We start from the raw sequence: 20566 nt of genomic DNA, 5'->3' as shown, positions 1-20566 counted from the left end.
ATAACACCCAAAAACACACTTGACAACCATTTTGCATACACAGATTAGTAATTGCATACACGAAACGATTTGACTTCGTGTTGCGCGCCGCATGTCGCGTCGCGCTCTTCATCGACAGAAGGAAATTGACCCATGGCAAAGTTGCGCCATCTCGCTATCGCGGTTTCGGATCCGGAAGCTGCAGCCCAGTTCTTCGAAAAGGCATTCGGCATGACCCGCGCCGGCCAGGCCATGCGCGGCGTCTACATGACCGACGGCATCATGAACGTGGCCCTGCTCAATTTCGGCGAAGAGCCCGTCCCGGGCTTCGAGACCGAGAAGGACTATAACGGCCTCATCCACTTCGGCGTCTGGGTCGATTCCGTCGAGGAAACCGACCAGCTGGTGCGCGCTGCCGGCGGCTCCTACATGGCCGGCCGCAAGGAAACCAATCCGAACGTGTTCTACGAGGTCAAGTACAAGACGCCCGAAGGCATCGTCTTCGACGTCACTGAGAACGGCTGGAAGGGCGCGGTCAAGAACGTCAACGCCGCCTGATCACGGCCTGTCGCGGCCGCGCCTCCGGCGCGGCACGCCACCTGCCTGAAATATCGTCGGCTCGCAGAACGGGACGACACGACAAACACATTGGAGATACTGACATGGCGAGAAAGACGATTGTGGTTTCGATACCGGTTTCCGAAAAATGCCTGTCACGTCTGTCCAGTGCCTACGATGTGATCACGCTGCCCAATGGCTTGGGCAGCGGATCACCGGCTCTCGACACGAGCACCGTCTGGGCGGTCGTGACCAACGGCAGCACCGGATTGTCGCAAGCCGACATGGCGCAGCTGCCGGGCCTCGATCTCGTCTGCTCCTATGGTGCCGGTTACGAAAATATCGATCTCGGAGCAGCCAGGCAGCAGGGCGTGCGCGTCACCCATGCGCCGAACACCAACATGGAGACAGTTGCCGATCACGCGCTGGCGCTGATGCTGGCGGTCTCGCGCGACATCTGCGCCCGTGACCGGGCGCTGCGGACAGGCGCATGGGCGGCAATCCGTTCGCCCCGCCCGACGCTGTCAGGGTCAAGGCTCGGCATGATCGGGCTTGGCAATATCGGCCAGGCCATTGCCCGGCGCGGCGAAGCCTTCGGGATGACGGTGACCTACACGACACCGGAAACCATGTCCGGGGTCGCCTGGCCGCGTGTCCCCGACGCGGTAGCGCTTGCCGGTATCAGCGACTTTCTGGTCGTTGCCTGCCCCGGCGGGCCGGCGACGCGGCACCTGGTTAACCGCGAAGTGCTGGAGGCACTCGGACCGAAGGGTTTTCTGGTCAACATTTCGCGCGGCATGGTCGTGGATACCGCGGCACTCGTTGAGGTGTTGCAGCGCGGCGGCATCGCCGGCGCCGGGCTCGATGTCTTCGAAGGCGAACCTGAGCTGCCGACACCGCTTCGCGACCTCGACAATGTCGTCCTCACGCCGCACATGGCGGGACGCTCGCCAGCGGCAGAAGAGGCCCAGGTAACCGCCCTGTTGCACAACCTTGACGCGGCCCGCGAGGGCCGCGCCCTGACAGCTCAACTTGCATAAATCCCTGGCTGTCATTAAATCGATTCCAAGCACCTTCGGCTGAAGGTCGCTCAATGTCGTGAAGACAGGAAAGCTGCGCGCATGACAACTATCGCCTCTCAGATCTATCAGGCTCTGGCGGAAGAGATCGCCAAGGGTGTGATGACCCCTGGGCAGAAGCTTGAGGAAAAGATGATCGCCGAGAAATTCGGCGTTTCCCGAACCCCCGTGCGCGAAGCGATGCGCGAACTGGGCGCACGCGGACTGATCGAGATGAATCCTCGACGCGGCGGCATCGTCGCGCGCATCGACGTCGAGCAGATGGCCGACATGCTGGAGGCCGAATGCGAGATCGAGGCGTCCTGCGCCCGGCTGGCCGCCCAGCGCATGACGGGCATGGAGCGCGAACAGCTCTACGAACTCCATCGGCTCTATGCCGAATGCGTCGGCAACCAGGATCTCGACGGCTGCCGCGACATCAATCGCAAGTTCCACGACGCGATCTGCCGCGGCGCCCACAACACCACGATCGCCGCCATGGCGGTCGAGCTCAGGGTCAGGCTGGCGCCGTTCCGCCAGCACCAGGCGGGTCCTGCCGACGTACGGTTGCAGCAGTCGCTCGACGAGCACCAGAAGATCGTCGACGCCATCCGCGCCAACGACGCCGCCGGCGCCTATGCCGCCCTTTCCGAGCACAATGCCCGCCTGAGCGCTGGCGTCATGCGACGGTTTACGGCAGCAGCCAGCAAATAGTCTCGCCCGCCGGCATTTGCGGATCTGAACCGGTCGCGGGGCGAACCCGCTTGCGCGGCCTCTCGCGGGCTGGTTGACCCATCAACCCATGGCTTTGCCTGGCTGCGCGTCGACGCTGCCCCGTCTGCCTTCGTCGACCAACAGACAGCGCCAGTTCCCGGCGCTGCTTTCGCTCTTCTTCGTCCCATTATCCTGAATTTCCTGACGCTGCGGCCGCTTGCCGGGGCATGTCGGGGCGTCACTCAAGGTGGGCTTTCTCCAATGCGCGCCAACTTCCAGATGTGCAAATTTATGTGTTTGCATTCTTACAATCATCTGTGCATACATAATATCTGTATTGAATGCACAAAGGTCGGCGCGCCACAACGCCCCGACGAAATTCATGACCCGAGTTCTGGAGGAGAAATCATGGGCAGGAATGCACGATATATGACGTTGGTTCTGGCGGTCGCCACTGTCGGCGCGCTGGCCACTCCCGCTTCAGCCGAAACGCAGAAGACGATCGGGGTGACGGTCCCCTATTTCGCCTCGCCGTTCTGGAAGGCCGGGTTGTACGGCGTTGAAACGGCGGGCAAGGAGAAGGGCTACGCCGTCATCAAGGGAGATGCCAAAGACAAGGCCGAACTGCAGATCGAACAGATCCGCGGCTTCATCGACAAGAAGGTTGCCGCCATCATTATCGGCGCTGCCGACGCCGTGGCCGTGGCGCCGGCCGTCGAGGAAGCCATAGACAAGGGCATCCCTGTCATCGCGCTCTCGGTTCCGCCGAAGTCCGATCGGCTGACGTCCTTCGTCGGTGCCGACAATATCGGCATGGGCCGGCTGCAGGGCATCTGCCTCGGCCGGGCAATCGGCGGCAAGGGTGAAGTCGGCCTCTTCGCCGGCCCGGACGAGATCTGGGCGAAGCTTCGCGTCACCGGCTTCAAGAACACGATCGAGGCTGATTTCCCCGACATCAAGATCGTCGCGGAAAAGGCAGGCGGAACAAAGGATGCCGGCGTTGCTGTCGCCGAATGGGCCAAGGCCTATCCCGGCATGCACGGCATCTTCACCGCAGCAGACACGATGGCGGTGGAATCGATCAAGTCGCTCGACGAAGCCAAGGCCATGGACAAGTTCAAGGTATCCACCTCGAACCTGAACGACGAGGCACGCGCAGCGCTCGACAATGGCACGTTGACCTGCGCGTCGCTGCAGCCCGCGGTTTCGATGGGACGCGACGCGATGCGCGAAGCCACAGCCGCGATCGAAGGCGGCAAGGTGCTCGGCCGGATCGAAGCGCCGGCACTGCTGGTCACCCGGGAGAAGGTGGCCTCCTACGACTTCAGCAAGATCATCGCTCCGGCCGACTACCAGCCATAGGCATCCACGGTCTTTCGAAGACAAGCGCAAATCGACAGGGCCCGGCTGAGCTTGGCCCTGTTTGCGTTTCTGCCTATCTTCAAGACCGACGCAAAAGCGCACACCGGCTTGCGGCTCGGTTCAACTTATGTGCTATTCCCCTTGAGGGGATTGACGCACCAGTGTGCCAACCGGGTACCATCCAGCGGAGTGTTTTGGGGAAGATGGGCTTCGTTTCGTCATTGGCGCTCTGCCTGCCAGGCGTGGCGTTCAAGCGCGCTGCCCGGCGGCGTCTCTCTACATCGGTCTCGCCACAGATGGCGACCTTGATCTGGAGTGACGCCCGGAACCTCCAGCACGCTCTCAGACAGCAACAGCCGAAGCACTCCATAGGCGTCAATCTTCTGCTGCGTTACATGGAGTGGGATTGCGCGCTCTATCGCGCCGCGCGGGAACAGGGCCTCAGCCGTGACAGAGCCGGGGCGTTGATCGAGGAGATCAACTGGGATTTGTTCAAAGCGCCGATCGGATCGGCTTTCCGCATGACGCGCCTGCTCACCCGTTGGCAGAAAACCCGAATCCGCTGGATGCTGGACGCCATGTTCGCGCTGGTTTTCACCGCCCCATTCAAGCGATCACGAACGCCGTCGGGAGAAGGGCTCGTGTTTGATGTCCTCGCATGCCCGCTGGCAGCCTATTTCAAGCAGCAAGGCGTTCCCGAGCTCACGCGCCATGCCGCCTGCAGCCTGGACTATCGGATGGCGGCGCAATGGGGTGCTGTCCTTCATCGCAAGCAGACCATTGCCGAAGGCGCTCCCCACTGCGACTTTCGCTTCACCCTCCAAAGCGGCAATGGAGCTGAGTCGGTTTTGTCGCCCGAACCTTGCAAAATCTCGCAAACGCACAAAGCGCGTCGCGATTTCTAAGATTCGCTTCCGGCGCCTTAAGCTCTTGTGCCTGCATATGTCGCGATCGCAAAACCGGTGCGCACTTTTGCGGCAACGACACGCTATAGCGGCTCACCGAGAACCACGGCGCCGGTCACGAACCGGCGCTCCTTGCGGCTCACCCGTCGCCGAGATCCGCCCGGCCGTGCAGACAGCCGCCGGCTTCTTGGCTAGCTGTGCTGCAGACCGGTTATCATCGCGATGATCTCGTTCTTGTCGGTCTTGGCGGTTTCGCGCACGCCGATCTGCTTGCCGCGCCGCAGGACACAGATGCGGTCTGACAATTTGAACACCTGGTCAAGACTGTGACTGATGATCAGGACGCCGATGTTACGGCTCTTCAGCGACTGCACGATTTCCTCGACCTTGGCCGTTTCGGCAACTCCGAGCGCTGCCGTCGGCTCATCGAGCAGAATGAGCTTGCTTGCCCAATGGGTGGCACGCGCGATCGCCACGCCCTGGCGCTGTCCGCCGGAGAGATCCCGGATCGTCGCATGGGCTGACGGGATGCGAACATCCAGCTCCTTCACGAGCTTGTCGGTCTCGTCGATCATCCGTCGACGGTCCAGCAGGCCGAAGCGGTTTGTCGGCTCGCGGCCAAGGAACATGTTCATGTAGACGCTCTGCTGATCGGCGAGCGCAAGGTCCTGATAGACGACCTCGATGCCGTGCGCCCGCGCCATCGTGGCGTTCGACATGGTCACCGTTTCGCCCTCGATCGTCATCGTTCCGGACGTCGGCGGATGGACGCCGGAGATGATCTTGATCAGCGTCGACTTGCCGGCACCATTGTCGCCGACAAGCGCCACGATCTCGCCGGGATAGACCTCGAGCGAAAAATTCTCGATGGCAACAATGCCGCCGAAGGACTTGCGGATGTCCTGCAGCCGAAGAACCGGCGCACTCTGTGTGGCTTCTGCATTCACAGTCATGCTCGTTCTCCTAAACCGGCCAGGCGGCGGTTTCGCCGAACCCGTTTTCGATTGTTTCGACAACCGGCTCGCCCTTGGCGATGCCGGACACGCCCACGACATAGGCACGCGTTACGAACGCCTGGCCGCGGAAGCCGAACACTGCTGTGTCGCCGGGCTTGGGTTCGGCAGCACCGGTCGCGTCAATCATCGCATAATAGTCGATGGCCGAAGGTGGCGGCACCTCGACACTGCGTAGCGCGTCGGCAGCCGTGGTGGGCTCAGCGCCGACAATCGCCTTGACGTCATAGGGCGGGAACACCGGATCAATGTAGAAGCCGCCACCAAAACAATAGGCCTTGCCACCCGACAGATGCGACACCTCAGTCAGATAGAGCACTGCCGGGACTTCCGGCAGATCCTCCATCGCATGCAGGGCGGTCGTGCCGTGCAGGCCGTTGCCAGGTTCACATTGTGTCGCACCTGCCTCCGCAAGTGCCGCAAGCATGACACTCGACGTGGTTCCAGGGGCATTGACTTCGATGTCCTTGCGGCCGGCCCTGGCAAGGGCCTCCGCTGCCCTCGAAAGGGTGGCAAGGTTGTGCGTCGGCAGCACCTTGCGTGTGGCAAGATCAAAGAGCAGGGCCGGAAAGGTCGTGATGCCCGCGAACCGACCGCCATCAAGCGCATCCAGCCGGTCGGCGACAGCAGCGACCTCGCTGGCATCATATCCGCCTTCATGGCCGCGATAAAACGTATCCCCCTCGGCGCGAATGCGCGCCAGGAGACCCTGCGTTCGTCCTGCAGCCTTCGCACCCGCCGACGCTTCGGCGGCCTTGGTGTCATTGAAGACCGTCCAGTATTCGGGTTCGAAGCGCTTGGATGCCGCTGCCGCTTCATGGCGTGCGACTTGCTGCAGATGGCCGAGGTGGGCGAGCTTCAGACCGGCATTGTGGGTTGCCCGCGCGCAGGCCATATCCACCGCCACGGCCCGCTCGATACCGCCACGCTTGACCGCACGGCAGAAGGAGCTCGACCGGCCGACCTGTTTCGTCATCGCGAAGGTCTTCAGCCCCAGGCGAGCCGCTTCATCGCTCAGAATGCGGGCGTTGCGTTCGACCGCGTCCAGGTCGAGCACGTAGGCGTTGGCAGGGATTTTACCCTGCTGATGCAGGGCCATTGCAGCCTCGATGAAGGCGGGGTTGCGGCGGCGCAAAACGTCGAGAAACATGGTGGATCTTCCTTCAGCGGGATTTTTCGCGCAGCGATACCGCGACCGCCGCAAGGATGATGAGACCGCGAACGATCATCTGGTCGGAGACGGACAGGCCCATCAGGATCAGCCCATTGTTCAACATGCCCATCATCAGCGAGCCGACCAATGCCCCGATGATCGAGCCCTTGCCGCCATTGAGCAACGTGCCGCCGACGATGACGGCCGCGATGACCGTCATGAGATCAGTCTCGCCGAGCGTGTATTTCGCCGCCTGCAGACGGCCGGCGTAGAGCAGACCGGCAAGGCCGGCGAGGCCGCCGCTGATCATCAGGACGGTGAGCCGGATGCGCGGCACGCTGATGCCGGACACGCCCGCTGCACGGCTGTTGTCGCCGACGGCAAGCACATGCGCGCCGAAACGGGTTTCACGGTAGATAAGATGACCGATCGCGACGGCGATCACCGTCCACCAGATCAGCGAGGGGATGCCGAGGAATGCGCCCGAGCCGAAAAAACCGGTGAAGGTACCATTCGTGACCGGAATCGACCGCAGATCGGTCATCGAGCGCGACACGCCGGCAAAAAGCCCCAACGTCGCCAAGGTGACCAGAAACGAGGGCAGCTTCACATAGGCGACCAGCACGCCATTCAGCAACCCGACCAGCAAGCCAGCACCGAGCCCGGCGAGTACGCCGGCGACCAGCCCGTAGTCGTTCATCGTCACGGCTGCGGCAAGCGCCGAGACCGCCACGGTCGAGCCGATCGACAGGTCGATTTCTCCAGCCGACATGACGAAAACCAGACCGATCGCCATGATTGTCGCCGGCGCCGTCTGCAGCACAATGTTCGACAGGTTGCGGACGGTCAGAAAACCGCTGTCTTTCAAGACGATGGCGAAGAACAGGAAAATCGCCAGAAAGCCGAAATAGACGACGTATTGTTGCAGGTTTATGCGGTTGGCAAAGCCATTCGGCCTGCCTGACGCAGCGGTATTGGCACTGGGCATCCTATTTCCTCCAGAAGGCAGCAGGGAGACAGGCGCCCCCTGCGGCAGGCATCACTTCAGCGCATCGGCAATGGTCGCAGGAACGTCCTTGTTGAGGGACTTCTTCCAACCGTCGACAACGGTGTCCTTGGTCACGGCCAGCGAATCGACGACCAGGAACGGTTGCGACGGCTTGCCGACCAGAGAACCGGCAGCGGCGCGGGCGACTGTCACGCCGATGTTGTAGGCCTCGTCGGCGACGAGTGCCGCGACATTGCCGCCCTTGACCATGTCGAGAGCCGCGGGTTCATTGAGATCCAGGGTGACGATTTTCGTATGTGTGTTCCCGGCACCCCGCAGACTCGACAGAACACTGAGCGCGGGCTCGGCCCAGGTGACATAGATGCCGTCGAGATCAGGGTTCTGCGTGATCATGCCCTGTGCGATCTCCTCGCTGCGGGCTGGATCAGCCATGCCGGCTTCGGCGACGATCTTGATGTCGGGATAGTCCTGCACGATCGTCGCTTTGAACGCGCCATCACGCTGGTTGGTGACGTAGAAATCGGCGTCGTGATAGATGTAGCCGATCTTGCCCTTGTTACCGAGCGCCTGGGCCATGGCGATCGCAGCCTTGTTGCCCATCTGGAACAGGTCGTCGGAGACGATCGTCACATAATCCTTGCCGTGCACGTAGCCGGCCGGAGAGTTGTCGACGAAGGCGAGTTTGGTGCCGGCGGCGCGCGCAGGGTCATAGACGACGGCTGCGGTTGCCGGATCGACGGGCAATGAGACGATGATCGAAGGTTTTTTTGCAAGAACCGTCTCGACATCGGCCTTCTGTCGGGCGGCATCGAAGCCCGCGTCGGTCTGCGCAACGACCTCGACGCCGAGGCGCTTGAACTCGTCCTGCGCACCGTTGTTGACGGCGTTGGTGTATTCGCTCATCTCGTGCCAGACGAGCGCGGCGGTAAATTTGCCATCCTTGATCCGGGCTTCCTCCGCCGAGGTCAGCACCACGCCTGAAGCGGGCGCAGGCTTTTCGCCGTGCGGACCCGTTGTGACGCCATCGGCCGCGTAAACACTCGTCGTTGCCCACATCGTCGCCAGCAGGGCCAGCCTTGTGACTTCCTTACGCATCGATCTTCCTCCCTTAAGACGAATCCAGCGACCCCGGCGACGGCGAGCGTCGCCGGGGTCGAGACTTATTTTGCGGCGTCGAGCACCGACTGCGGCGCATCGCGATTGAGCGACTGCTTCCAACCGTCCGAGACGTTGTCCTTGGTGACGGTGAGGGCGGGAGCGACGACAAAGGCCGGCGTTGGCTGACCGAGCAGCGATTTCAACCCTGCGGCAGCCATGGCGCGACCGAGTTCATAGGCCTTGTCGGCCACAAGCGCGGTAACGCTACCGCCCTTGACCATGTCGAGCGCAACCGGTTCGGCCAGGTCAAGCGTCACGATCTTGGTCTTGGTATTGCCATTGGCGCGCAGCGCCGACAGCACGCCGTCGGCAGGCTCTGCCCAGGTGACGTAGATACCGTCGAGATCCGGGTTCTGCAGCAGCATTGCGCTTGCGAGTTCCTCGGCCCGCGCCGGATCGGATATGCCTTGCTCGGCAACGATCTTGATATCGGGATAATCCTTTTCGATCGTCGACTTGAAAGCCTGATCCCGCTGGTTCGTCACGTAGTAGCTGGCGTCATGAAAGATGTAGCCGACCTTGCCCTTGCCGCCGATCCCCTTGGCGAGCGCATCGGCCGCCTGTTTGCCCATCTGGAAAAGGTCGTCGGTGACGATCGAGGCATAATCGGTTCCCTGTTTGTAACCGCTTGGCACGTTGGACAGGAAGACCAGCTTGGTCCCATCCGTGACGGCCTGGCGGAACGCTTCGGCTGATGTGACCGGATCAAGCGGCAGGGCCAGGATGACGTTCGGCTTGGCGGCCAGCGCCGTTTCGATGTCACTGCGCTGACGGGCTGCGTCAAACCCGGCGTCAGTCGTTACCGCCACCTCGACACCCGCGCGGGTGAACTCGTCTTTCGCGCCGGCTGAAACCGCATTGGTGAAATCGGAAGATGTGTGCCACAGGAGCGCGGCCTTGTAGCCTTTGCCCGTCAATGCGGCGATGTCGGCGTCCGACAGCGTAACGTCGGCGCTCGGTGTTGCCGTTTCGCCGGATGGTCCGACCGTCTGGGCATTAGACGGGCTGGCGGCGAACATCAGCCCTCCGGCAATCGCCGCCGCAATGATCTTGTTCAGCATGCTCTTTCTCCCTTTTCTCCTCTAGGGGTGGCAGTTCAGACGGTCACGCCGCAGTAGCGGGCGATGAACGCGGCAAACCCGACGACGCCGGCGAGGTATTCCTCCACCTCGACCCGCTCCTCGTACGTATGGCAATTGCGGATATCTCCCGGCGCGCAGTAGACCGCCGGCACGCCAAGACGATTGACGAAGAACGGGGACTCCGACCAGAACGGCGCGCCCTCGATCACACCTCGCCCACTCAGTGCCTCGGCCATAGACGCCGACAGCAAACCGACCTCGACGCGGCCTTCATCGATCTCGGCGGCCGTTCCGCCGAGCGCGTGGTCGCGGCCCGCCGGGTAGGCGAACTCGACCTTGATGTCCGGATCGGGGATGGCGGAGCGCACGGCCGCTTCGATTTCAGCTGCGGCCGTATCCAGGGATTCCCCCGGCAGAAGCTTGCGGATCAGCGACAGCGTGCAGCGCTCGGGCACGGCGATGTATCCACCACCGGCCAAACCGGTGATGAGCAGGAAACTGCGCCCGACAAGCTTGTGTTCGGCACGGGCGGCGACCTCGTCGGAATGGTTCCACAAGGCGCTCATCGCCGCGTGGCTGGCGCGCAGCGCATCCTTGCCGAGCTCGGGCACGCCGAAATAGGCAGACTTGCCGGTGATGGTAATGTCGGCAATGAAAAAGCCGATCTGCGCGGGATAGACCGAGAGCCGGGTCGGCTCGACATAGACAACGAAATCGGGCCGTGGGATTTCGCCCGCCTCGATGCGCGAAACGAGATCCTTGATGCCCGCCGAGACGCCGGTATCCGGCTGACCGCTCTCCTCATCGCCGATGAAGGCGAAGGCGACGTCGCCGCGAAGGCTTATCGATGCCTTGTCCAGCAGCGAAAGTGCTGCAAGCGAGGCCGAGATGCCGGCCTTCAGGTCACCCGATCCACGTCCCCAGACTGCGCCGTCGATGATCGGCGCTGCGAAAGGGTCTTCGCGCTCCGTGCCGGCCCAGTGCTCGCGCCATCCATCGACATGCACCGTATCGGTGTGGCCGATAAACAGCAGCCGCGGACCATCACCCGCACCCTTTCTTTCGCCCCATATGTTCGGCCGACCCGGCATGAAATCTGCCGTCTCAAGGTTGTTCAGACCAAGGGCAGCCATCTTTTCGCGGAGATAGGCAACGAAATTGGCCTCGTTGCCGGTGATGCTCTGACGCCCGATGGCGCCGCGGAAAAGCGCGATCGCGGCATCACGATCCAGAGTCTCCGTCAAACGGGCGATCAAGTCGTTCGGCACCGTCATCGTACAGCCTCCTGCAGTGCGGTCATGCTGGCCCGCGGCAATGAAATCCGGCCGTCCGGCGCATCGACGCCGAACAGCGTGTTGTGCAATTGACCAAGGCCGATGGCCGCAGCCCCGATGATGGCCGCACGCGACCCAAGCTCCCCGGTCTCGACGGTGACGGGATAGGGGAAGCATTGTGGCAGGAACGTCTTGACCCGATCGAGTATCTCCGGCCTAAGGCCGATCGATCCGCCGAGAATGACTTTTTCCGGATTGGCAATTGCGGCGATCGCGCCGATGCCCCGAACGAGGTAACGGGCCGTTTCGTCGAGAACGGCGAGTGCCGCCTCATCACCATTCTGGGCATTCTCGAATATTGCCGGCACACTGATGACCCGGCCCGAGAGCGCGGCGTAACGATCCGCCATCCCATGCGATGCGACGGCGCGCTCGAATGCGCCCGTTCGCAGCGACTCCGCCTCGAACGGATCGGCGCCAAGCGGAAGAAACCCAAGCTCGCCTGCCGCATTGATGGCGCCGCGAACGAGTTGCCCGCCGACCATCAGGCCGCTGCCGACGCCCGTGCCGAGGGCCACATAGGCCAGATTGTCGATGCCCTGTCCCTGCCCGAGCCAGTTCTCGCCCAGCACCGCCAGGTTGACGTCATTCTCGAGCATGGCGTCGAAACCGAACGCACGCTCGAAGGCCGCGACCACATCCATCTTGTCGAAGCCGGCAATGTTGGGGGCAAGCAGAACCCGCCCGGTCCGGGCATCCGGCGCACCCGGCACGCCGACGACGGCAAGACGTATCTTATTGCGGGCAATGCGCTGCCGTGAGGCCGCCTGAAAGGCGAGCTGTGCGATCTGGTCGACGATGAACTGGCCACCGCGCGGATCGGTCGGCTCGGTATCTTCGGCAAAAATCTGACAAGCCAGGTCGGTGATCGCCACCCTCACCTTCGTGCCGCCGAGATCGACCGCGACAATGTAGGCGGCGTCGTAGACCAGCTCGTACGTCACGGCCGTGCGCCCGACATGGCCACTGGTTCGACCAGTCTCCTTGACCCAGCCCTCCAGCTCGAGCGCGCGCACGATTTCCGAGATCGTCTGCTTGGAGAGACCCGTCTGCTTGGCGATGGAGGCACGGGATATCGGCCCGCCCTGGACAATGGCCTCCATGACGGAGCGCTGAGAGAACTTTCTGGAAATACGAAGACTGTCGCTCACGGCATCCTCTTTAATTCGTTCTGTTACCGAACTTATTATCAAGCCAGGCGTTTTGTCAAATGCTTTGCGCAGGCGATAGCGCAAGCCGCCGCATTTCTGCCGCGCCTATCCTTGAGCTACGCGTTGATGCGGTGGCACAAATGCCCCGATATTGTCCGATCTCTCTCTCGAGTAAGAAGCGCGGGCGCCCTAGTGTCTGCCCATGCCGACGTTCGATGTCGTAAGGGAGACGAGGATGAAAAGCACGCTAGAGACCCATAGGACCAGCCGACGCCAGTTCCTGCTCGTGGCGGCAGCCTTGGCCGCGACGGGCACAATTTCGAGGAGTGAGGCCATGGCCGCCGTAAAGTCAGAGAAGGTTGTCAGCGCCAATGGCGTCACGATCGCAACGGAGGCCTTTGGCGATCCCGCTGCGCCGCCGGTGCTTTTGATCATGGGAGCGATGGCTTCGATGCTGTGGTGGCCGGATGCATTCTGCCGCAAGCTGGCAGCAAGCGGCCGCTACGTGATCCGCTACGACAACCGCGACACCGGGCTTTCGACCAAGTATGCCCCGGGCAATCCACCCTATTCGATGGACGACATGGCCGGCGACGCGGTTGCCGTGCTCGACGCCTACGGCATACCTGCCGCCAACGTCGTCGGCATGTCGCTCGGCGGCATGATCGCCCAGATCCTGGCATTGTCGGCGCCAAGACGCGTCTCGTCGCTCACGCTTGTCAGCACGACGCCGATCGGCCTCGGGCTTGAGCTCCCGCCGATAAGTGCTGCCTACATGGAACACGCCGCTTCAGCCGAAAGCCTCGACTGGTCGGATCGAACCCAGGTGATCGACTTCATGACCAGGGATGCTCGCATAATCGCCAGTTCCACGCACCCCCATGACGTGGACCGGATCCGTGCCTTCATCGAGCGGGACTACGACCGTTCAGGCGGTCTGCTCTCCGCCACCAACCATTTCATGCTTCAAGGCGGCGACAGCGTCAAAGGCAAGCTCAAATCGCTCGAAGCGCCGCTCCTGGTCATTCACGGCACCACCGACCCGATTTTCTCGGTCGAGCATGGGATGGCAACCGCCGACGCGGTGGCAGGCTCGGAATTTCTCCCGATCACCGGCGGCGGCCACGAACTCCATGGCGACGATTGGGGTCTCATCCTTGCTGCCATCACAAGGCACACGGAATAAGAGACGCATGCCAGTCATCATTTTCTTGGCAGCACGCAGGGTCGAACGCTTCGCGTGCTGCTCTCCCTTGCACTCGTTCTGCGTCGCCAAAGGCAAGAAGCGAGCAATGCCGTTGCCGCCAGCAGCCTTCAGCGGCAACGGGTCCTGTTGCGGGCAATGTCGCGTCGGATTTCCTTCAGCGTGTGCCGCAGCTCCGTGAGAGTGCCATCATCGCTCATCGCGGTGCTGGTGCACTCGAGAAGATCGAGCTTGAGCTCCAGCTCATCGTGCCGTTCGATCAGTCCGGCCAGAATTCGAGACATGCGCATGTCATACCCATCAAACGTCGACGCCGCCACGGGCGAGCGCGGACGTCAGGATTGCTTCGCAGTCTGCGATACCGTTCCTGTGCGACAGTTTGTTGAAACGTGAGGCCTTTCACGCGAAGTCTTCTGCATCGATAAGCACCGCGCGGAAATCGTTGACGTTCGTTCTGGTCGGTCCGGTGACGATCAGGTCGTCGAGCCGTTCGAAGAAACTGTAGGCATCGTTGTTTGCGAGGTGTTCGGCAGCATCGAGACCGAGCGCCTTTGCGCGCGTCAGCGTATCCGCGGCAGATCAAGCCGGCCTTACCTGCGTTTGCGCGCACAACATATCCATCACAACCCAGGATTTTAGATTGGTAAAGAATCGAAGCGATCTTTCGGCCGTCGTTTCTGGATTAACGCAGCGTTAATTTGTGAATGCGAAATATAGCCAGGCAAAATCTGGGGGTTGCGCATGCGCATGATGCGCCGATGGCAATCCCGGTTGCAATGATGTGCGTTTAGCTGTGCGGCAGCTCTCTTCCCATGAGAGCTGGCGAGGCCACTGCTGCAGGTCGTACTCTACAAAGGACATTCAAGATGAAACGTTTTTCGGTTGCCCTCGGCTCCGAGGCCAAGGCCGTGCGCGATGCGATGTCTCGCTCCCAGGCGATTATCGAGTTCGACCTCACCGGCCGGATCCTGGACGCGAATGCGAACTTCTGCGCCGTCTTGGGCTACGAGCTTGGGGAGATCGTGGGGCAGCACCATCGGCTCTTTGTGGACCCAGTCGAAGCGGCATCGGCGGACTATCGCGCCTTCTGGGCAAAGCTTGCCCGCGGCGAATTCGACCGCCGACAGTACAAGCGCTTCGGCAAGGGCGGCAAGGAGATCTGGATTGAAGCGTCGTACAATCCGGTCTTCAGAGCGGGCAAACCCTACAAGGTTATCAAGCTTGCAACCGATATCACCGAATACAAACGCAGGAGCGTGGAAGATGCCGGCAAGCTTGCCGCACTGTCGCGAGCGCAGGCTGTTATCGAATTCACGACATCAGGTGAAATCCTGACCGCCAACGAGAACTTCCTGGCGACACTCGGCTACGCGCTTTCGGAAATCCAAGGCAGACACCACTCGATGTTCTGCGACCCGGCCCACACCGCCAGCGAAGCTTATCGCCGTTTCTGGCAGAGACTGGCCAGCGGCGAGTTCGTGACCGATGAGTTCATGCGGCTCGGCAAGGGCGGCCACAAGATGTTCATCCAGGCGTCCTACAATCCGATTTTCGACATGAACGGCAAGGTGTTCAAGGTGGTGAAGTTCGCAACCGACGTCACCGGTCGTGTCAGCAATGTGGAGGTACTTGCCCGTGCACTGCAATCCCTCTCCGATGGCGACCTGACGCAAACCCTGGATACGGCGTTCATCCCGACACTCGACAAGCTGCGGGTGGATTTCAACACCGCGGCTGCCAAGCTGAAGAACGCCATGCAGACCGTCGCCGACAATGCGAGCGCGATTGCAGCCGGCGCGCAGCAGGTTCGCGCTGCCTGCGATGATCTGTCGAAACGCACGGAACAACAGGCGGCATCGGTCGAAGAAACAGCCGCGGCTCTCGAAGAGATCACCACCACGGTTAGCGATTCCAGCCGGCGCGCGGAGGACGCTGGAGAGCTGGTGCGCAAGACCCGCGAGAACGCGGAACAGTCCGGCTCGGTGATGCGCAGCGCCGTCGAGGCGATGGGACGGATAGAGAGCTCATCGGCAGAGATCTCCAACATTATCGGCGTCATCGACGAAATCGCATTCCAGACCAACCTGCTGGCGCTCAACGCCGGCGTGGAAGCCGCCCGCGCTGGCGATGCCGGCAAGGGTTTTGCCGTGGTGGCGCAGGAGGTGCGCGAACTCGCCCAGCGCTCGGCAAAGGCGGCAAAGGAAATCAAGGCTTTGATCACCGCATCCAACGGGCACGTGAAAAACGGCGCGACGCTTGTCGGGCAGACGGGAGCGGTGCTCGAAGAGATCGTCACGCAGGTCCTTGCGGTCAATGGCAATGTCGGAGCGATCGTCGACGCATCGAAGGAACAGGCGACGGGCTTGAAGGAGATCAATCAGGCCGTCAACGTCATGGATCAGGGCACGCAGCAGAACGCCGCCATGGTCGAGGCGTCGACTGCCGCCGCACGTCGTTTGTCAAACGAAGCCGACGCCCTTTTCCAGCTCCTCAGTCAGTTCAATATCGGTGCGAACACGGCACCCCTGGAAGCCGTCCGGGGCGTCACAGCGGCCCTGTCGAGATCGGCCTTGCTCCCTGCGCAGGGTGCGGCTGCGAGAATGACTGCGGCCGTTCGTGGCAATGTAGCACTTGCCGGCGACTGAGAGAATTCTGATCATATCCGAGGTTCGCACCGGCCACCGCGTTTCATGATTTGACGAGCAATTCAGGAGAGGCATGCACAAGCGAATACGACGACATCAGGTCCGGCTCGGCATGTTCGTCGAGGAGCTTGAAGGTGGAACCACCGCAGCGGGTCTGCGGCGCGGCTTCCTGTTGAATACGGAGCTGGAGGTTGATCGTGTCCGTGCCAGCAATGTCATCAGTGTTCTCATCGACGTGCAGAAGGGTTGCGACATCGCCGGCCGAACACGGGACGCGCCGCCTTTTGGCAACGCGGCCCTGGGCACCATTACCGCTGCCGAAAACAGAGCGGTTTCGCGAACGATCGACCAGACGAAACACCTGCTCGCCGGCGTGTTTACCGATGCCCGCATGGGCAGAACGGTTGCGCTCGACCAGGCGGAAGAAGCCGTCGAGAAAATCGCGTCGGCCGTGGAGCACAACCCGATCGCCTTGATCGGCATCAGCCGCCTGAAGAAGAAGGACGAATACACCTTCCTGCATTCGATCGCCGTTAGCGGTTTGATGGTCCATTTTGGCCGCTGGTTGAAGCTCGACGAACGAGCTGTTCAGATCCTGGGGTTGAGCGGGTTGCTTCACGATATCGGCAAGCTGCTGCTACCGAAGGGGCTGTTGAACAAGGCGGAACGGCTCGACGATCAGGAGATCGCGCAAATTCGTACACACACCCGGCGAGGCTATGACCTGCTCAGCGCCAATGGCGACGTCCATGAGACGGTGCTAGATGTTTGTCTTCATCACCACGAACATGTCGACGGCAGCGGCTACCCCGACCGTCTTCGCGGCGATCAGCTCAGCACGCCGGTTCGGATTGCCGCCATTTGCGACGTCTATGACGCCATGACGACGCTCCGGCCCTACAAGCGCGCGTGGACGCCGGCCGAGACAGTTCAGATGATGTTTGGCTCGAGGGGCCATTTCGACCGCGAGCTTCTCTGCGAATTTGTCGAAAGCCTCGAACCGTTCCTTCGACTGAAACCTGCAAGCCCGTAGTCTGCGCGCCGATCCGGCCATATAGTCGCGGCGAGGCTCATCCCGAACTCCGTCTCACGGTTGCCTGGCTGAGCAGACAAAGGGCGCAGAAGGGAGCTGCCACATGTACTATGCCATCCTCGCCTATCACGAAGAGGGAGTGGTCGATGCCTGGTCGAAGGAAGAAGACGCCGCGTTGATGACCGACCTTCTCCAGGTCAACGATCGTCTCGTGCGCGAAAAATCCTTGGGTCCGGCGGCACGGCTTGGCCCCACAGAGCGCGCCGCGACGCTGAGAGGCAATGGCGAAGGCATCGTCATCGATGGCCCCTTTGCCGACACCAAGGAACAGCTGCTCGGCTTCTACGTCGTGGACTTTCCAACGCTTGAGGCAGCCGTTGCCGCGGCCCGCGAACTGCGCCGCGCCAACCCGACTGCGGTCTACGAAATCCGGCCGATTTCGCTGTTTCTTCCCGGTGCGCCGCTGGGATTTACCGAACAGAAATCGTAAGTACTAACTCACGGAAAGCGACAGGGCTCTCCGGCATGGAGAGCCCTGTCTTGTTGCGCTTTCGGGCCCGTCCTACTTGGCGGCCGGCTCGAGCCTGTTCGATGAAGGAGCAGCTTTCCTCGCCTGCAGCTTCTTGTAGAGGAAGAAATAGAGCCTGATGTACTGGCCGACCAGGACTGCGTTCAGCACCGTGCCTTCGCGGATGAAGGGGATGTCGGCCAGGAAGGCGAGACCGATGCCGGCCGACACCACCAGCAGCGCGCAGTCATAGCCGGTCTTGATATTGCCCCACTTCCAGCCCGTCCGCTTGCACAGCGTGTTGACGAACATGTCCATCGGCATCAGCACGAGGTTGGCACGGATCATCAGGAACAGACCATAGGCCAGCGCCGCATCCGCGAACACCAGAAGGGCGACTTTCGCATAGTAGATGTCGAGCTTGACGAACTCGGTCATGCTCAAGTTGAAATCCAGGAACACGGCCAGTGCAAATGCCGGAAGCAGCGAAGCAAAACTCTTCAACTTGAAATCCTTGGGCAGGACCAGATAGGTCAAGGCCAGCATGACAAGTTCGGTCATGAAATTGTAGGTGCCCTGGCTCAGGGGCGGATAAACCAGCGTCATGGTCCGCGTCAGGCTGCTTAGCGGCGATACGCCGATACCCGCCCGGATCGCCAGGCTGACCCCGAAGGTGAGCACGTAGATGCCCACCACATACATGATCCATCGCCGGGTCAGGCTACCGGTATCGACGATTTCGACCTCGTCCGTCTTATGTCCCATTGCTAATTATCCTCCCAGATTATCCTGATGCCTTTTCGCTACCGCCATTTCAACGGCTGCGGGCATGTCGCGTCATGATTTCGTGGATGCCACGGACTCCTCCCGGTCGATCCACGCCCCATCGTCAGCAGGCGCCGCAGCGCCTGCCTTGATTTCCTCCCCCGCCAATCAGGCCATCAATCGGAACCGGTGCAGCGAGATGAACAGGCTCAAAAGCTTGTTCACGACCGGCTCGCCTTCATTGCGGTTGCCCATCTCCTCAAGGGCCGCATCGATCTCGCTGGCGGCGGTCGTCAGTTCGGACACGCTCATGTTCGCCATGACGCCGTAGATATCGAGCGGCATGACGGCCTTCTCGGCCTCGTCCTCGGTGACGATGCAGGCGCCGGCATAGGTATCCACCCGGCGGGCGCAATGACACATTTCCGCGCTGTCCTGGCCAACCACGACGAAATAGGGCTTGGGCGCTGGCCAGAAGGTGGCAACCGCGCCGCGCTCGACATGGACGCCCTTGAACAGGCCGTTGACCACATGGCGCTTGCCGCTGGCATAACGCTGGATCACCGACAGCCGGCTCAGTTTCACGCCTTCATGCTCGGCAACGACCTTGCCATCCCGTAGCGGCACCCAGACCTCCTGGTAGAATTTCGCATGGCCACGGCCGTAGACGTCGAACAGGTAGACCTTGGCCTGGCTTCCGTCTTGCGAGACTTCCAGCGGCACGATGTCGAGCTGCTCGGGCGTCAGGTCATCGAGGCCCGGCACGCCCTGCTTGCACATGCCGGAGTAATCGATGTCGGCGTTCTTCAGCAGCTTGCGATCCTTTGCGACCAACTCGCCATCCTTGAAGACGTAGAGCGGGTTGATCTGCGACAGGCTGTCGGTCAAGACGATGTCGGCAAACCGGCCGGGGGTGAGCGAGCCAATCCGGTCTTCCATGTGGAAAGACCGCGCCGTGTTGTAGGTGGCCATCTTGATCGCATGGATCGGGTTCAACCCCATCTCGGCGCAGAGCGAAATGATCCAGTCCATGTGACCCATCGTCAGCAGGCGCTCGACGGAGATGTTGTCGGTGCACAGCATGAAATTGTCGGTCGGCCATTTGCGATCGACAATGGCGCGCAGCAGGATCTTGATCACCTCGCTGCTGCCGACGCCGAACTTGATGTGCGTCGGAAAACCGTAGCGAATGCTCTTTTCGATGTCCTTCTCGTTCCAGACGTCGTGATTGTTCGACACGCCGATCGCCGGCAGATAGTTCAGGACCATGTCGGAAAGCGCGGTTACGCCCCAGTGGCCGTTCATGAAGCCGCCCTTGGCGCGCACCCAGGCCGCTTTGCGGAAATCGTCGTCATCGCCCGAGCTGTAGGTGAAGTGCTCGAATTCACCCAGCCCGATGACCGGCTCCATCTGCAAAACCGCCTCGGTGACGGACGCCGCCGTCTTCTTGCCCGGTGCAAAGGCATAGAGGCGATAAGGCAGCTTGTCGTAGTCCTTGAACAGGCTTTCGGCCGCCTCGACGCCCTCGTCGCCCGCCGCACTCAAAAGATCCAGGCATTCCGCATAAATCGTCGTCGTGCCGCAGGGAACCATGGCCTCGGCCAGTGCCGTCGGATGCGCCAGCTGGGATTCGAAATGGATGTGCGCGTCGATCAGGCCCGGGATTGCGTAGAGCCCCTTGCCATCGAAAACATCCTTCACCTTCAGGATCGTCTCATCGGGATTGAGCGCAACGATGCGCTTGTCATAAACGAGGATGGATCCCTGATAGACGGTCTCGCCGTGCACATCGAGGATGTTGAGGTTCTTCAGAAGAAGGTCCGCCTCCCTCTTTCCGTTCAGGATATCAAAGATGGCGCGCACTTTGTCGTAGTGCACGGCTTCGGATTTGTTCACGCGTCTTTCCTCCACTTGCAAGTCTCGTCGGCACGGGCA

The 20566-nt window shown here is 61.5% G+C and carries 20 protein-coding genes and 1 pseudogene; 9 read left to right on the top strand and 12 right to left on the bottom strand.

Annotation, left to right across the window (positions count from 1 at the left end; translation table 11 throughout):
- The first annotated feature begins 132 nt into the window (after positions 1-132).
- From BLJAPNOD_RS25370 to BLJAPNOD_RS25360, 3 genes are all read left to right on the top strand, one after another.
- Entirely contained in the window at positions 133-537 is a 405-nt protein-coding gene (locus BLJAPNOD_RS25370) for a VOC family protein (protein WP_077501493.1), read from the top strand.
- Between the two features lie 104 nt (positions 538-641).
- The gene (locus BLJAPNOD_RS25365) at positions 642-1577 is read left to right on the top strand and encodes a 2-hydroxyacid dehydrogenase (protein ID WP_115421842.1); all 936 of its coding nucleotides are present in this window, start codon (positions 642-644) and stop codon (positions 1575-1577) included.
- An 81-nt stretch (positions 1578-1658) separates the two neighbouring features.
- Positions 1659-2309 (top strand): GntR family transcriptional regulator, encoded by a 651-nt coding sequence (locus tag BLJAPNOD_RS25360; RefSeq protein ID WP_077501495.1) that lies wholly within the window; start codon positions 1659-1661, stop codon positions 2307-2309.
- 81 nt (positions 2310-2390) lie between these two features.
- Here the strand turns inward: BLJAPNOD_RS25360 and BLJAPNOD_RS35450 are convergent, their stop codons facing one another.
- A complete protein-coding gene (locus tag BLJAPNOD_RS35450) occupies positions 2391-2693 on the bottom strand; it encodes a hypothetical protein (protein WP_158556170.1) in 303 nt (100 codons plus the stop codon).
- A gap of 45 nt (positions 2694-2738) precedes the next feature.
- Here BLJAPNOD_RS35450 and BLJAPNOD_RS25355 point away from each other — a divergent pair, with 45 nt between their 5' ends.
- Both BLJAPNOD_RS25355 and BLJAPNOD_RS25350 read left to right on the top strand, forming a co-directional pair.
- On the top strand, positions 2739-3671 hold the full coding sequence (locus tag BLJAPNOD_RS25355; RefSeq protein ID WP_158556169.1) for a sugar ABC transporter substrate-binding protein: 933 nt from the start codon (positions 2739-2741) through the stop codon (positions 3669-3671).
- A 203-nt stretch (positions 3672-3874) separates the two neighbouring features.
- Positions 3875-4576, top strand: a complete 702-nt coding sequence (locus BLJAPNOD_RS25350) for an L-2-amino-thiazoline-4-carboxylic acid hydrolase (protein ID WP_115421840.1) — start codon at positions 3875-3877, stop codon at positions 4574-4576.
- Between the two features lie 191 nt (positions 4577-4767).
- Here BLJAPNOD_RS25350 and BLJAPNOD_RS25345 read toward each other — a convergent pair whose 3' ends face one another.
- The 7 genes from BLJAPNOD_RS25345 to BLJAPNOD_RS25315 all read right to left on the bottom strand — a co-directional run bounded on the left by BLJAPNOD_RS25345 (position 4768) and on the right by BLJAPNOD_RS25315 (position 12476).
- Positions 4768-5529, bottom strand: a complete 762-nt coding sequence (locus BLJAPNOD_RS25345) for an ATP-binding cassette domain-containing protein (RefSeq protein WP_077501498.1) — start codon at positions 5527-5529, stop codon at positions 4768-4770.
- 10 nt (positions 5530-5539) lie between these two features.
- Complete coding sequence (locus tag BLJAPNOD_RS25340; protein WP_115421839.1) at positions 5540-6739, bottom strand: alanine racemase; 1200 nt, start codon at positions 6737-6739, stop codon at positions 5540-5542.
- A gap of 13 nt (positions 6740-6752) precedes the next feature.
- Positions 6753-7730 (bottom strand): ABC transporter permease, encoded by a 978-nt coding sequence (locus BLJAPNOD_RS25335; RefSeq protein ID WP_077501500.1) that lies wholly within the window; start codon positions 7728-7730, stop codon positions 6753-6755.
- A 51-nt stretch (positions 7731-7781) separates the two neighbouring features.
- Positions 7782-8846 (bottom strand): substrate-binding domain-containing protein, encoded by a 1065-nt coding sequence (locus tag BLJAPNOD_RS25330; RefSeq protein ID WP_244611083.1) that lies wholly within the window; start codon positions 8844-8846, stop codon positions 7782-7784.
- Positions 8847-8911: 65 nt separating this feature from the next.
- Positions 8912-9970: a substrate-binding domain-containing protein gene (locus tag BLJAPNOD_RS25325; protein WP_199566025.1), complete on the bottom strand. Its 1059-nt coding sequence runs from the start codon at positions 9968-9970 to the stop codon at positions 8912-8914.
- A gap of 35 nt (positions 9971-10005) precedes the next feature.
- Positions 10006-11265, bottom strand: a complete 1260-nt coding sequence (locus BLJAPNOD_RS25320; RefSeq protein WP_115421838.1) for a M20/M25/M40 family metallo-hydrolase — start codon at positions 11263-11265, stop codon at positions 10006-10008.
- On the bottom strand, positions 11262-12476 hold the full coding sequence (locus BLJAPNOD_RS25315) for an ROK family transcriptional regulator (protein WP_077501503.1): 1215 nt from the start codon (positions 12474-12476) through the stop codon (positions 11262-11264). Before BLJAPNOD_RS25315 ends, BLJAPNOD_RS25320 begins: the two co-directional genes overlap by 4 nt.
- 334 nt (positions 12477-12810) lie before the next feature.
- On the opposite strand from BLJAPNOD_RS25315, the gene BLJAPNOD_RS25310 reads away from it, so the two are divergent.
- A complete protein-coding gene (locus BLJAPNOD_RS25310; RefSeq protein WP_115421837.1) occupies positions 12811-13662 on the top strand; it encodes an alpha/beta hydrolase in 852 nt (283 codons plus the stop codon).
- Between the two features lie 128 nt (positions 13663-13790).
- Here BLJAPNOD_RS25310 and BLJAPNOD_RS35445 read toward each other — a convergent pair whose 3' ends face one another.
- Positions 13791-13964, bottom strand: coding sequence for a hypothetical protein (locus BLJAPNOD_RS35445; RefSeq protein WP_158556168.1), 174 nt, complete (start codon positions 13962-13964; stop codon positions 13791-13793).
- Between the two features lie 115 nt (positions 13965-14079).
- Positions 14080-14250, bottom strand: a pseudogene (locus BLJAPNOD_RS25300) (MOFRL family protein); the annotation flags it as partial.
- Between the two features lie 296 nt (positions 14251-14546).
- Here BLJAPNOD_RS25300 and BLJAPNOD_RS25295 point away from each other — a divergent pair.
- The 3 genes from BLJAPNOD_RS25295 to BLJAPNOD_RS25285 all read left to right on the top strand — a co-directional run bounded on the left by BLJAPNOD_RS25295 (position 14547) and on the right by BLJAPNOD_RS25285 (position 17848).
- On the top strand, positions 14547-16325 hold the full coding sequence (locus BLJAPNOD_RS25295; RefSeq protein ID WP_115421836.1) for a PAS domain-containing methyl-accepting chemotaxis protein: 1779 nt from the start codon (positions 14547-14549) through the stop codon (positions 16323-16325).
- Between the two features lie 73 nt (positions 16326-16398).
- Positions 16399-17358: an HD-GYP domain-containing protein gene (locus tag BLJAPNOD_RS25290; protein WP_115421835.1), complete on the top strand. Its 960-nt coding sequence runs from the start codon at positions 16399-16401 to the stop codon at positions 17356-17358.
- A 103-nt stretch (positions 17359-17461) separates the two neighbouring features.
- Positions 17462-17848, top strand: a complete 387-nt coding sequence (locus BLJAPNOD_RS25285; protein WP_115421834.1) for a YciI family protein — start codon at positions 17462-17464, stop codon at positions 17846-17848.
- 72 nt (positions 17849-17920) lie between these two features.
- On the opposite strand, the gene BLJAPNOD_RS25280 is transcribed toward BLJAPNOD_RS25285, so the two are convergent.
- Both BLJAPNOD_RS25280 and BLJAPNOD_RS25275 read right to left on the bottom strand, forming a co-directional pair.
- Positions 17921-18631 carry a DUF6198 family protein gene (locus BLJAPNOD_RS25280; protein WP_077501509.1) on the bottom strand — a complete coding sequence of 237 codons (711 nt, stop codon included), beginning with the start codon at positions 18629-18631 and terminating at the stop codon, positions 17921-17923.
- Between the two features lie 168 nt (positions 18632-18799).
- Positions 18800-20527: an amidohydrolase family protein gene (locus BLJAPNOD_RS25275; protein WP_199566024.1), complete on the bottom strand. Its 1728-nt coding sequence runs from the start codon at positions 20525-20527 to the stop codon at positions 18800-18802.
- Positions 20528-20566 lie beyond the last annotated feature (39 nt).

Source organism: Ensifer sp. M14 (genome assembly GCF_003355565.1).
Taxonomy (GTDB): Bacteria; Pseudomonadota; Alphaproteobacteria; order Rhizobiales; family Rhizobiaceae; genus Ensifer.
Note: the sequence above shows the minus strand (reverse complement) of the source record. Positions and strands in the feature narration are given on the sequence as shown.